The sequence below is a fragment of the Bacteroides sp. AF20-13LB genome (genome assembly GCF_003603065.1).
Lineage (GTDB): Bacteria > Bacteroidota > Bacteroidia > Bacteroidales > Bacteroidaceae > Bacteroides > Bacteroides uniformis.
In genome coordinates this window covers 66754-80332 of sequence record NZ_QTMH01000020.1, presented here as the reverse complement: position 1 = coordinate 80332, position 13579 = coordinate 66754, and the positions used below count along the sequence as shown (strand labels likewise).

The following is a 13579-nucleotide window of genomic DNA, read 5'->3' as shown; positions in this document are numbered from 1 at the left end:
CAATTAACCTACGCTCATTTCCAATAAATTACACTCTTTTCGTAACTTCCGTATGCAAATATAAATTAGATGAGCTACCTCAGTTATTTAATGTACTGAAAGGTGATATGAGTTTAGTAGGCCCACGTCCGGAAGTCCGAAAGTATGTAGAACTATATACGGATGAACAACGTAAAATACTTTCTGTTCGTCCTGGAATAACAGATTATGCTTCCATAGAATATGTTGATGAGAATACTATACTTGGGCAGGCTGATGATGCGGATAAAGCGTATGTAGAACGGATTTTACCGGATAAGATACAGTATAATATGAAATATATCAATCATCGGTCAGTGAAAGAATATTTCAAAATTATCTTTTTGACCATATGGAGTATCATACATTGAAAAGACGATTGTGCATGGTTATAAACTGGTTATTTATTCCTCATTATGTTCGTAAAACAAAATAAGGGAATTATTTTCGGAAAAAATTGTTAGAACTTATGTCAATTGCCCAATATTGTTTTACTTTGCTGTCAAATAGTAAGCAATACAGCAATTGATATGCAGAAATTATTGTCTTTGCCGCCTAATCTGGTGTCGGCATTCTATGAACTGGAAAATGTGGACCGTACGAAATGGTTTTGTACTTCCGACCCGGTGGGAATGAAACTTGGCTCGGGCGGGGGAACTACCTGGCTCTTGAGAGAATGGCAGAAGGAACGGGATAGGAAGTATTTGGCGGAGGAGCGTATTCCAACAGAAAAGTGCATTCCAACAGAGAAAAGCCTTCCAGCAGAGAAGCGTATTCTGCTGCATGCCGGAGGACAAAGCCGTCGTTTACCGGGATATGCACCGTCGGGCAAGATATTGACCCCGATTCCGGTGTTTCGCTGGGCGCGTGGACAAAAACTGGGACAGAATTTATTATCCCTTCAACTCCCACTTTACGAAAAGATTATGGAGCGTGCTCCCGAAAGGCTGCGTACGCTGATTGCCAGCGGTGATGTGTATATCCGTGCGGAAAAGCCGCTTCAAGAGATTCCCGATGCAGATGTGGTGTGCTACGGATTGTGGGTAGACCCGTTGCTCGCTACACATCATGGTGTGTTTGTCTCGGATCGGAATCAGCCGGAATCCTTGGACTTCATGCTTCAGAAACCCTCTCTGGAGGAATTGGAAAACCTCTCCAAGACACATCTCTTTTTAATGGATATCGGCATCTGGCTATTGAGCGACCGGGCCGTTGACTTGCTGATGAAACGTTCGCAGAAGGCAGATGGGGCTTTGGACGTGGATACGCCATATTCCGACTTGAAATACTATGACTTGTATGCTGACTTTGGCTTGTCCTTAGGAAATCATCCCCGTATTGAGGATGAAGAGCTGAATAGCCTCTCCGTCGCCATATTGCCTTTGCCCGGAGGCGAATTCTACCATTATGGAACAAGCCGCGAACTGTTGTCTTCAACCGTCACCTTACAGAATAAGGTCTACGACCAGCGCCAGATTATGCACCGGAAGTTGAAGCCCAATCCGGCCATCTTTGTGCAGAATGCAGAAGTGCATCTCCCCCTTACTCCGAAGAACGACAGTCTTTGGATTGAAAATAGCTTTGTTGGGGCTTCTTGGCGGCTGGGGGCACGGCAGATTATCACGGGTGTTCCCAAGAATGACTGGAGGCTGACCATTCCAGACGGTATCTGCATTGATATAGTTCCGCTTGCCGACCAGCGCTGGGCAGTACGCCCCTATGGTTTTGACGATACTTTTAAGGGGGATATTCGGGATGAAAAGACACTGTTCCTTGGAATGTCGTTTTCGGAATGGCTGGTCGAACGGGAATTGTCGGTGGAAGACATCACCGGCAGAAAAGAGGACCTGCAGGCTGCTGCCATCTTCCCGGTTGTGGAAGATAAAGAGCAGATGGGGACAGTGCTTCGATGGATGGTTTCCGAACCGGGCTTGACGGAAGGAAAGGCTGTCTGGCTGGAAAGTCGTCGGTTGTCCGCCGACGAAATTTCAGCACAAGCCGACTTGCGTCTGCTGTATGCACAGCGGGAGAGCTTCTGCAAAGGAAACTGGGAAGTGCTGGCACGCAACCATGCAAAGAGTGTATTCTATCAACTCGACTTGATGGATGTGGCCGGTGAATTCCATAAATTCGGCATTGACAAGCCGGAAGTGTTGCCGACAGATGCCTCGCTGATGCAGCGTATCCATAACCGGATGCTGCGTGCACAGATTGAGAAGCTGGACGGAAGGGACTTCAAGGCAGATGAGCAGGCCGCATTCAACTTGTTGCGCGAAGGATTGCTGACTGATTTGTATGAACGCAAGAGCAGTCCTCGCCTGAATGTGTATAGTGACCAGATTGTATGGGGGCGTAGCCCCGTACGCATAGATATGGCGGGAGGATGGACGGACACTCCGCCTTACTCCTTGTTTGCCGGTGGGAGTGTGGTGAATATTGCCATTGAACTGAACGGGCAGCCGCCTTTACAAGTGTACATCAAACCTTGCGCGGAGCATCGCATCGTGTTGCGCTCCATTGATATGGGAGCCATGGAGGTGGTGAATACTTTTGAGGAATTGCAATCCTATTGCATGATAGGTTCCCCCTTTTCCATTCCCAAAGCAGCATTGGCGCTGGCCGGGTTTGTTCCGGCTTTTTCAGAAACGGCTTATCCTTCGCTGGAAAAACAACTGGAAGCCTTCGGCACAGGTATAGAGATTACATTGCTTTCTGCCATACCTGCAGGTTCCGGTCTGGGCACAAGCTCCATTTTGGCTTCTACTGTCTTGGGTTCATTGAGTGACTTTTGCGGACTGATGTGGGATAAGAACGAAATATGCCGCCGTACGCTTGCCCTGGAACAGTTGCTGACGACCGGTGGCGGTTGGCAAGACCAATACGGTGGGGTACTGCAAGGTATCAAACTGTTGCAGACGGAGGCTGGATTTGCCCAGCAGCCATTGGTACGCTGGTTGCCCGAGCATTTGTTTACCCATCCGGAATACCGAGATTGCCATCTGCTGTATTATACGGGCATTACGCGTACAGCCAAGGGCATCCTTGCAGAAATAGTACGCTCCATGTTCCTCAACTCTTCCCTGCACCTGGGGTTATTAGAAGAGATGAAAGCACATGCCTTGGATATGGCCGAAGCCATTCAACGGAATGACTTCAAGAGTTTCGGAACACTGGTAGGCAAGACATGGATGCAGAAGAAGGCACTGGACAGTGGAACAAATCCTCCTGCCGTAGAGGACATCATCTGTCAGATAAAAGACTATACCTTAGGATATAAACTGCCGGGAGCCGGTGGGGGAGGTTATCTGTATATGGTGGCTAAGGATCCGCAGGCAGCCCTGCGCATCCGTGAGACCTTGACGCTGAATGTACCGAATCCGAGAGCCAGGTTCGTAGAAATGTCACTCTCGGATAAGGGATTCCAGGTGTCGCGGAGCTGAAATTCATCATTCATGATGATACGGCCCCCCGTTCAGTATGGTCATCGCCCGGTAGAGTTGCTCCACAAAGATGAGGCGCACCATCTGATGGGAAAAGGTCATGCGTGAGAGGGACATCTTCTCGTGTGCCGCTTCGTACACTTTGGGGGAGAATCCGTAAGGGCCTCCGATAATAAATACCAGCCGTTTGTTCACGGTATTCATCTTGCGCTTCATATAGTCTGCAAACTCTATGGAGCGCATTTCTTTTCCACCTTCGTCCAGCAGTACGACCACATCTCCCGGCTGGAGAGCTTTCAATATCAGTTCCCCTTCCTTTTCCTTCTGCACTTCCATGGAGAGACTCTTGGTGTTTTTCAGTTCGGGGATGACTTCCATCTCGAATGAGAGATAACGCTTGGTACGTTGCACATAGTCGTTGATGGCTGTTATAAAGTGTTGTTCTACAGTTCGTCCTACAACGAGCAGAGTAGTTTTCATACTGGTTCTGTTTTGATTAGCGCACAAATTTAGCATTTTTTTATTGTATTTTGAGACAAATGCTTACCTTTGCCTATCATAAATACTTGTGAAAATGAAAAAACGGGTAATCTTTTTGTTGACCGGTCTCTTCATTTGGACGTCTGTGCTGCTGGCCCAGAATGTTCCCGAGGGAGTGATTGGAGCCTTCAAGGAAGGAAACTCTCAGGAGCTCAACAAGTATCTGGGTGACAAGGTCGATTTAATCATTCAGAATAAGTCGACCCACGCCGATAAGCGGACGGCAGAGGGCACAATGGCTGCTTTCTTCTCCAACCACAAGGTCGGCAGTTTTAATGTGAACCATCAGGGGAAGCGCGATGAGTCCGGTTTCGTCATCGGTATCTTGATGACCGCAAATGGAAACTTTCGGGTGAATTGTTTCTTCAGAAAAGTACAGAACAAATATGTCATACATCAAATAAGGATAGATAAAACAGATGAATAAGGAAGAAGAATTGATTGACAGGCTGATAGACCTGGCTTTCGCCGAAGATATAGGCGATGGAGACCATACAACCCTTTCGTGCATTCCTGCTACGGCAATGGGCAAATCCAAACTGTTGATAAAAGAACCGGGCATCCTGGCCGGTATCGAGATAGCAAAGGAGGTGTTCCGCCGTTTCGATCCTACCATGAAGGTGGAAGTGTTCATTAATGATGGTACAGCCGTAAAGCCGGGCGATGTGGCCATGATTGTGGAAGGCAAGATACAGTCTTTGTTGCAAACGGAGCGTCTGATGCTGAACATCATGCAGCGCATGAGTGGCATTGCCACCATGACACATAAGTATGCCGAGCAACTGAAAGGTACGAATACCCGTGTACTTGATACCCGCAAGACTACTCCGGGCATGCGTATCCTCGAGAAAATGGCAGTGAAAATCGGTGGCGGCGTAAACCACCGTATCGGCTTGTTCGATATGATTTTGCTGAAAGACAACCATGTGGACTTTGCGGGAGGCATCGACAAGGCCATCAACCGTGCGAAGGAATATTGCAAGGGAAAAGGCAAGGACCTCAAGATAGAAATAGAAGTGCGCAACTTCGACGAATTGCAGCAAGTGCTCGATTTGGGTGGTGTAGACCGTATCATGTTCGACAACTTTACGCCGGCAATGACAAAGAAGGCCGTAGAGATGGTAGGCGGCCGCTATGAAACGGAATCTTCCGGCGGCATCACGTTTGATACGCTCCGCGACTATGCCGAATGCGGTGTGGATTTTATTTCCGTAGGAGCTTTGACGCACTCTGTGAAAGGATTGGACATGAGCTTTAAAGCATGTTGACAAAGGCGGAAAGCATTATTGCAGAATAATAAGGAAAGCCTCTCATAAAGAATGTTGCATTACGGCAGACTTATGAGAGGCTTTCTCTTGATAACCAGCAGAGTAATGACTCCTGAAAAAACAGATGGTGTATTGGGGTGAAACAGATGGTCTGTTGGGGACGGATAGATGATGCGTTTGGCTATAACGGATGATGTGTTTCAGAGTAATGGATAATAGCGTAGGAAGATATGAAAAACATAACATGGAATAAAGTAAAAACAACTGTCAAAGGTTGGCAAGTGGGAGACTACATCCGGCAGACTTCCATTGTGGTGATTGGTGTACTGATTACCTTTGCCGGTAGTGAGTTGGTTACTCAAAACTCCGAGAAGAAAGATATTCAAGCCACCATGTCGCTGATTAGGGATGAACTGAAAAGCAACCGGGAGAATTATGAGAGTATCGTTTCAGAGTTTAGAGAGGATGAACGTCTTTCCAGCTTATTGGTGGAGTATGACTTAAAGCATCGGACGATACCAGAAGATTCATTGATACAGTTCCGCTTTCTTATGGGGCATATCCGCAGTTTTTATTATAGTCAGAATGCATTGGATATACTTAAAAACTCCATGTTGATGCAGAAGATTTCAGATAAAGAGCTACTGTTGCAGTTGACCGGAATCTATGAGGTATTGGATGGATTTAGGGCGACTATGAATGGCTATTACGATATGAAGGACGAAATTATGGTTCCTTTCCATTTGGCATTGACTGATGAACAGACGGACCAGATAAATCGTGGAGGATATGAGGCGTGGGATATTTACTTGTCGGACAGGTCGGTACGGAACTTTGTCAGGGTAGCGCGGAACTATTTTACGCCGGACTATGTAGAACGTGTGGGAAAACGTATAGACGAGGCAATACAAGCGCTTGAGAAAAAGTATCATTTAGAATGAAAAGATATGGGAAAGACAAGCTTTAACAGGTTGAACCATAAGATAAAAAGTTGGCGCATAGGTGATTATTTCCGCCAGTTCAGTATTGTGGCTGCGGGCATCATTGTCACTTTCTGGGGAAATGACCGGATTACCGAGAATGCCCGCCAAAAGGAAGTGCGTGCTACGATGCAGTTGGTAACGGAAGAGTTGGAATATAATAGGCAGGAGCTCCGTAATATAAAGCACTTGTTGGATATTGACATACACATGAGTCTGTTGTTGAGGGAACATGATATGGATGTATCCAAGATACCGACAGATACTCTGTGGAAGTATGGCAAGTTTTTCAATAATATGGATGAATTTTCTTATAGGACAGATGCGCTGGATGTGCTGAAAGGTTCTTCATTGATGCAGTATATACCGGACAAACGTATGTTGCAGGATGTATTGCAGACTTATTTTGAGTTGGGCAGGAAACAAAAGGATGTCAGTGATTACTATGCAACGAAAACAGATGCTCTTATGAGTGCTGCCATGTCCAGGGAGTGGGCGAATGTTTTTGACGGTGGCGACGGTCTTCGGGACCAGGCCTTGTTTCTTGTGCAGTATAAGAAATTTATCAATTACGTCAACATGGTTCCCGGTTTTCTGTATTGGCATGAATTTGATGAATTGGATGAAAGGCTGGCCAAGCAGATTCAAGTATTGAAAGCCAAATATAAGTAATCTCCGTTCTTTAACATCTTTTTATATTTAATTCAGCAGCATTTTCAAAAATGCTGCGTCTAACTAACAAACGACGCGAAGAGGCGTCCGTAAAACGAGCACTGACATTGGAAAATGAGATAGAACTGATTGAGGGCTGCCGGGCAGGAAAGGATTCCGCCCGAAAGGAATTATACACCCTCTACTCCAAGCAGATGCTGGCGGTATGTTACCGCTATACGGGCGATGTCGATGCGGCCCATGACGTATTGCACGATGGCTTCATCAAAATTTTCACCCACTTCACCTTCCGTGGCGAATGTGCATTGAGTACCTGGGTGACAAGGGTAATGGTGACGCAGGCGATAGACTACCTGCGGAAACAGCAACGTTTCAGCCAACTGGTGGTGAATGAGGAACAATTGCCCGACATTCCGGATGAAGCAGGCATTGCCGAAACCGGAGGCCGTATTTCCGAAGAAATGCTGATGGCGTTCGTGGCGGAACTTCCCGATGGATGCCGTACTGTATTCAACTTATACGTCTTTGAGGAGAAATCGCACAAGGAAATAGCCGAAATCCTCCACATCAAAGAGCATTCGTCTACCTCGCAGTTGCATCGTGCTAAGTGTTTGTTGATAAAAAGAATTAAAGAATATACTGAATATGAGAGAAAATGATGAAATAACCGGTTTGTTCCGCAGTCGTCTTGCCGGCGCAGAGATGACAGTGCGGGAGGACTTCTGGGAAGGGTTGCAACGTGACTTGCCGTCACCGGTTGCCGCAAAAGGCAGGAGGCCGCTTTTTCTTTCTCCGAGGTTTCACCGCGTAGCCGCAGCCGCCTCTGTTGTATTTGTACTGGGAGCTGCTTCTGCCGCTTTCTGGTATTTCTCTCCGAAAGAGGAAATCAAGGAGGCCTTTACACAAGTGGCGGCCATGACGCCGGAAGGTAACTTGAACGGGGATGTGGTGCAGGAAAGTTTTCCCTCTATTCATCAGGCCAACCCCATGGCACAAAAGTCCGGTACACAGCATCCCGCCAACGGCATTCCGGCAGGATTGACGGCGCAGGCCGATGAGGATGAATCCATGTCTGTCCATGTTTCCATCCGGATTACCCAACGGGTGTACGGAAACCAGCAGCAGCCGGGAAACGGTTATTACAGTAACGGAACTCCGGCCGGAAACGGGAACTACCATTCAAATCCTGGCCATAAGGATGCTGATATAGATAGAATGCTGCCATCTTCTGAGGAAGAACCGGCAAAGTCTGTGGCTGTATCGCCATCTAAGCCCCGTAATTGGGCATTGAAAGCAGGCATCGGCACTTCCCTGCCGAAAGGGAATTTCCATATGCCGTTCACGGTCGGGGTAAGCGTGGAACGTTGTTTGAACAAGCATTTCTCCTTGGAAGCCGGTCTTCAGTATAATTGCTTGGATGGTGACCATACGTTGCATACGCTGGGAATTCCGGTAAGGCTGAACATGATGCTGGCCAGTACGCCGAAAGTGGATTTCTATGCTATGGTAGGTGGAGCAGCCGAGAAATGCATTGCAGGTGCTCCGGACAATGGTTTCGGTGCAGAGCCGGTACAGTTGTCGGTTGCTGCCGGAGTAGGGGTACGCTATAAAATGAACAACCGTTTTGCCTTGTTTGCAGAGCCGTCTGTATCCCATCATTTCGATACGGACTCGCAGACAAGAACCTTGCGTACGGAACGGCCCACCAATCTGAATCTGTTGTGCGGCGTGCGCATGACTTATTAATCTTAAATACCATACAAATATGAAGACTCTATACAATAAATTACATATATTCGGGCAGACTATGCTGCTCGTATTCTTTACTCTTTCTGTTCTCTCTTTGAGCTCTTGCAGCAAAGAAACGTTGGACTACAACCATCCGGATGTAGACTTGTTTGTCAAGCAGTTGAAGGCTGGCAAATATTCTACCCAAAGTCCGGATGGATTGAGTAACATGCCCAAGTTCACTTCCGAAGATATAGAGGAATTGCTGAAGTATGCCGAGGACTTGACGGTCATTCCCTCTTTCCCCCTGGCTCCGGTATCCTATTCGGCAGGTGGCAAGCTGCGTTTGGGCGAATGCATCCTGTGGACGGTAGAGACTATCCGTCTCGGGAACAATGCTTCGATGGGATGCAAGATGGTACATACGGATGCGGAGAATTATGAAGGTATCTATTTCCTTTCGGACGAAGAGGTGCTGGATGCCGCTTCGCGCTACCGCCGCTGGTGGGAAACCCGTAAGTATCCACGGACTATGTGGACGATTGATCCCTGCTATGACGAACCGCTTTGTGGCAGCGGATATATGTGGTGGTGACCTGTTTTTAGGGATTAAGGATTAGGTATTAAGTAATCAAACTGTCAGGTGAAGAGATTTATACTTGTAATGGGGCTGCTCTGTGCAGTAGCCTTCCCTTGTTATGCCCAAAACTGGACCCCTCAGGACTCGTTGAGGCTGAACCGGTTGCTGAAGGGCGAGGGGGAGGTAAAACTGAATCCGGAGGTATTGCAGGAATTGGAAATGAACAATTCTCTGGGTACTCCGAAAGCGGTGATGGACAAGTCGTGGATGGATTTTGATAATTCATTGCCCGTCATGCCGAAAGCGCCCGAGAAAAAAGTGGTGCTTACCTTACGTCCTTATACAGCCAATACCAAATATAATTGGGACCCCATTTATCAGAAAAAAATCAAGGTAGACAAGGATACTTGGCGAGGAGATGAATTCTATGCGCTTAAGATTCTGATGATTCCTACGAACTGGGCTAAACATCCGTTTGATGCCGGTCCGCGTGAGACGGTGGAGCAGATTGAAGCAACCGGTTTGCGTTACCGGGTGACGGAGCGGGCCAATAATATGGCTGTGGGCGGTTGGCAGGGTGCCAGTGGCGGTGGAATTTCCGGTTTAGACCTGATGACACCTTTTACCCGTGAGTTTTGGAATTTCAAAGGCCGCAAGCGCCGTGCCCGTACGCTGGAAGTATTGAAGGCGTATGGAGATTCGATAACTGTTTTGGAACAACAGTAATTTATCACTTTTTGTCAAATTTTGAACTTTCTTTCTCCTCTTCTTGTTTTCATTAGTAAACCTTTAAAAAAAGTAATAATGAACAGAGTGACTTCTCTATTTGGAATAAGATATCCGATAATTCAAGGTGGTATGGTGTGGTGTAGCGGCTGGAGACTTGCTGCTGCTGTAAGCAATGCGGGAGGGCTGGGCTTGCTCGGCGCAGGTTCGATGCATCCCGAAACGTTGCGGGAGCATATCAGGAAATGCCGTGAGGCTACGCATCATGCTTTTGGTGTGAATATTCCCTTGATGTATCCCCAGATAGAAGAGATAATGCAGATTGTGGCCGACGAGGGAGTGAAGATTGTATTTACATCTGCCGGCAGCCCGAAGAAATGGACTGGTTGGTTGCACGAGCGTGGCATCACGGTGGTGCATGTTGTTTCGTCCTCGCGTTTTGCCGTGAAGGCAGAAGAGGCGGGTGTTGATGCAATAGTTGCCGAAGGCTTCGAAGCCGGTGGGCACAATGGGAGGGAGGAGACTACCACCCTGTGCCTGATACCAGCTGTACGTGCAGTTACTACACTTCCGCTGATTGCCGCCGGTGGCATTGCAACGGGTGAGGCCATGCTGGCTGCCCGGGTGCTGGGTGCGGAAGGTGTGCAGATTGGTACACGCTTTGCCTTGACGGCAGAGAGTTCTGCAAACGAGGTATTTAAGGATTACTGCTTGCATTTGGAAGAAGGGGATACCCGTCTGCTTTTGAAGAAATTGGCTCCGGTGCGTCTGGTGCGCAATAACTTTCGCAGCGCCGTAGAGGCTGCTGAGGCTGTGGGAGCTTCAGAGGAAGAACTTCGTATCCTTTTAGGGCGCGGCCGTGCCAAACGTGGTATTTTTGAAGGTGACTTGGAAGAAGGGGAACTGGAAATAGGGCAGGTATCTGCCTTGCTGCATGGAAAGGGAGTGCAGTCTGTGGCGTCGGTCATGCAAGAGTTGGTGGAGGAGAGCAGAAGGGCGTGGGAGAGAATGCAGGAATTGGATTTCTGACTATTCCCGTCTTCTGGTATCATATAACACTAAAAAAGGAATATTCCCGGTGATTTCGGGGATATTCCTTTTTTAGTTCCAATTTATAACCTTTTATCCTTTGGGGATATTGGTTGTGTCTTTTGCCATATTTCCACTTGTGGCGGAATTACTTGTGCCATTGTTGCTGGTAGTGGCGCTACCGGTAGCCATATTTGTTGCGCTTTTACCGGCTGTCTGCACAGCGGGTTGCTCTTCCCAGTGGAATGGTTCGAAGCTACTGTTCGGGTCAACCCAGGACGGTTTTTTGGAAGCATAAATAATGAACGGGGCAATGACTACAATCAGTGCACCGATGATGAGCACGGAGAACCATACTGTGTTGCTGCCTGTTGAGATTTGGCTGGGTGGGATAAAGCTCAGTACGAATGCCAGCAATGACCCGCAGAAACCAAGTCCACCGATGAGCCACATCAGTCCGTTGCCATTCTTGCCGATACGGAACGGACGGTTCAGCTTCTTCATCTTATAACGCAGCACGATGGCTCCGGAGAACATCAGCATATACATGATAAGATAGAGGACTACAGTCAGCTGTGATAGAATCTGGTAGAAACTCTGTACGGAAGGCATGACTACGAACAGAAGGCTCAGTACGGTTACTGCACCGCCTTGTACATAAAGGATATTCTTCTGTACGCCCAGCTTGTTTGTCTTTTGGAAGAACGGAGGCATGTAGCCTGCTTTTCCTACGGCAAAGATACCTTTGGACGGACCAGCAACCCATGTCAATACACCTGCCAGTACGCCGAATGCCAAAGCGATGGCAATAATCGGTGACAGCCAGGAGGCGCGGATGTAATGGAAATAGTTATCGAAGCCTACAAGCAGACTCTGTGTCAGACTGATGTCTTTGGCCGGGATGATGATGCCCAGTGAGAAAGTACCGAGCACGAAGATGATAACCGTAATGGCCGCACCGATGAACACTGCCTTCGGATAATTCTTGGAGGGATTGTTCACGTCTTTTACGTGGATACCGCCCATTTCCATACCGGCATAGAAGAGGAAGATACTGGCAGCAAGCACCACATTGTCGAAGTTCGTCAAGTCGGGGAAGAAGCTGCTGTGGAAATCCAGGTTGGAGTGTCCGCCGGTGGCAAGGTAGATAATACCCAGGATAATCAGCAGTGCGGCAGGGATAATAGTCCCGACCAGGCCGCCGACCTTTGCCACTTTACCTACCCAGCTCATGCCCTTCATGGAGATGAACGTAGCCAGCCAGTAGATGATGAGGACAACAACGAGTGAGTAATACTTGTTGTTGGCCAGTGACATGTCGTGTACGTCGTTCATGCCGATGAAAGCAATGGATACGGCACCGAATGTCAATACGGTAGGATACCAGATTGTACTTTCAATCCATTGTACCCAGATGGCAAGGAAGCCCAGTTTTTTTCCGTAGGCTTCGCCCACCCAGCGGAACACACCGCCTTGCTTGTCTTGAAACATGGCAGCCAGTTCCGCGGCGACAAGTGACGTCGGAATCAGAAAAACAATGGCTGCAAATAAGTAGTAGAAGGCCGAACTCATTCCGTACACGGCCTCGGCAGGAAGTCCACGTAGGGATACTACTGCCGTCACATTCATGATTGCCAGGGTAAATACACCCAGCTTCACTGTTTGTTTAATATTTGCCATAAGTTAAGGTTTTAGATGAAAAATATATTCAAAATCAGCGTCTATAACAACACTTGGGGAGAGTTGTTCCCAACGGATAAGTGAAAGTTCCGGTTTTAACTATTCAGGAAGCGTCGGCTTTGGGCGCGGGCTTCTGTGCAACTTTCTTGTAGAACTCTTCTTTTTCCTTATTGCGCCGTTCGACCAGGCTCGTTACATACACTGTAAAGATAGGGAACATCATCATGCCCAGCGCAGCCAGCAGTACGGACAGTACCCGTCCGGTGGGAGTGACTGCTATGATATTGGAACCCACCGTCGTCACGTCCATAAATGCCCACCATAAGGCGTCTCCATATCCTTTGACTAAAGGATTGGGACCATGCTCCATGACATAAAAGGCCAGACTGGAAAAATAGACAGTGGCCAGCAACATGGTAAGGTAGGAAACGAACAGTCCCGATGCGCGGTTGTACGTCAGCCAACCCACCACGATAGCCATGGCGTAACCACCCCGCACTAATGGGATGAAACGCAGCATATAGGTTATCTCGGGTGAGAAAGTCCATCCCATATAGGCAATGATGTTTTGATAGGGTATAGCTACCAGCAGGAAAATGAAATGCGTGGCCACGTAGTGACCCTTCTTCTCTGCCAGGAACCATTCCAATACAAAATCTGCCAGGAACAGGGCACATATCCACAACTGTACTTTCATGTAGACCGACTGTTCGTAAAAGGGGATCCCCTTGAACGTGTCGACAGAGATGCTGATAACTAAAAATAGCGACAGTATCAATATAATGACATGCAGTATGCCATAGATACCTTTTTCCCGCAATACAAATTCTGATAGAGCCATTTTCATGATGAAGTCCATTATAAAGTCATAAGTTATGAGTTATAAGTCATTTGCTGATTACGGTGCCTACCAACAAA

The 13579-nt window shown here is 47.7% G+C and carries 14 protein-coding genes; 11 read left to right on the top strand and 3 right to left on the bottom strand.

Annotated features, from left to right (window positions below; all coding sequences use genetic code 11):
* Together DWX62_RS19965 and DWX62_RS19960 are read left to right on the top strand one after the other, a co-directional pair.
* Positions 1-389 (top strand): sugar transferase (locus DWX62_RS19965; RefSeq protein ID WP_133303679.1); only part of this gene is annotated, 389 nt, incomplete at its 5' end.
* Positions 390-524: 135 nt separating this feature from the next.
* Positions 525-3458, top strand: coding sequence for a bifunctional fucokinase/fucose-1-phosphate guanylyltransferase (locus DWX62_RS19960; RefSeq protein WP_256373138.1), 2934 nt, complete (start codon positions 525-527; stop codon positions 3456-3458).
* Positions 3459-3464: 6 nt separating this feature from the next.
* Here the strand turns inward: DWX62_RS19960 and rlmH are convergent, their stop codons facing one another.
* A complete protein-coding gene (rlmH, locus tag DWX62_RS19955) occupies positions 3465-3938 on the bottom strand; it encodes a 23S rRNA (pseudouridine(1915)-N(3))-methyltransferase RlmH (RefSeq protein ID WP_005831223.1) in 474 nt (157 codons plus the stop codon).
* A gap of 94 nt (positions 3939-4032) precedes the next feature.
* Between rlmH and DWX62_RS19950 the strand changes: the two genes are divergently transcribed.
* From DWX62_RS19950 to DWX62_RS19910, 9 genes are all read left to right on the top strand, one after another.
* Positions 4033-4425, top strand: a complete 393-nt coding sequence (locus tag DWX62_RS19950; protein ID WP_005831222.1) for a DUF4783 domain-containing protein — start codon at positions 4033-4035, stop codon at positions 4423-4425.
* Complete coding sequence (nadC, locus tag DWX62_RS19945) at positions 4418-5266, top strand: carboxylating nicotinate-nucleotide diphosphorylase (protein ID WP_005831220.1); 849 nt, start codon at positions 4418-4420, stop codon at positions 5264-5266. Before DWX62_RS19950 ends, nadC begins: the two co-directional genes overlap by 8 nt.
* A gap of 230 nt (positions 5267-5496) precedes the next feature.
* Positions 5497-6207, top strand: coding sequence for a hypothetical protein (locus tag DWX62_RS19940; protein WP_005831218.1), 711 nt, complete (start codon positions 5497-5499; stop codon positions 6205-6207).
* 6 nt (positions 6208-6213) lie between these two features.
* The gene (locus DWX62_RS19935) at positions 6214-6918 is read left to right on the top strand and encodes a hypothetical protein (protein ID WP_005831216.1); all 705 of its coding nucleotides are present in this window, start codon (positions 6214-6216) and stop codon (positions 6916-6918) included.
* 50 nt (positions 6919-6968) lie between these two features.
* Positions 6969-7577, top strand: coding sequence for a sigma-70 family RNA polymerase sigma factor (locus tag DWX62_RS19930; RefSeq protein ID WP_005831214.1), 609 nt, complete (start codon positions 6969-6971; stop codon positions 7575-7577).
* The gene (locus tag DWX62_RS19925) at positions 7564-8664 is read left to right on the top strand and encodes an outer membrane beta-barrel protein (RefSeq protein WP_005831212.1); all 1101 of its coding nucleotides are present in this window, start codon (positions 7564-7566) and stop codon (positions 8662-8664) included. Before DWX62_RS19930 ends, DWX62_RS19925 begins: the two co-directional genes overlap by 14 nt.
* Before the next feature lie 19 nt (positions 8665-8683).
* Entirely contained in the window at positions 8684-9241 is a 558-nt protein-coding gene (locus tag DWX62_RS19920) for a DUF4943 family protein (protein WP_005831209.1), read from the top strand.
* A 48-nt stretch (positions 9242-9289) separates the two neighbouring features.
* A complete protein-coding gene (locus DWX62_RS19915; RefSeq protein ID WP_008664780.1) occupies positions 9290-9952 on the top strand; it encodes a DUF4858 domain-containing protein in 663 nt (220 codons plus the stop codon).
* Positions 9953-10030: 78 nt separating this feature from the next.
* Positions 10031-10981 carry a nitronate monooxygenase gene (locus DWX62_RS19910; RefSeq protein WP_005831206.1) on the top strand — a complete coding sequence of 317 codons (951 nt, stop codon included), beginning with the start codon at positions 10031-10033 and terminating at the stop codon, positions 10979-10981.
* A 93-nt stretch (positions 10982-11074) separates the two neighbouring features.
* Here the strand turns inward: DWX62_RS19910 and gadC are convergent, their stop codons facing one another.
* Together gadC and DWX62_RS19900 are read right to left on the bottom strand one after the other, a co-directional pair.
* On the bottom strand, positions 11075-12661 hold the full coding sequence (gene gadC / locus DWX62_RS19905) for a putative glutamine/gamma-aminobutyrate antiporter GadC (protein WP_005831203.1): 1587 nt from the start codon (positions 12659-12661) through the stop codon (positions 11075-11077).
* A gap of 103 nt (positions 12662-12764) precedes the next feature.
* Positions 12765-13508, bottom strand: a complete 744-nt coding sequence (locus DWX62_RS19900; RefSeq protein ID WP_005832258.1) for a potassium channel family protein — start codon at positions 13506-13508, stop codon at positions 12765-12767.
* Between the last annotated feature and the right edge of the window lie 71 nt (positions 13509-13579).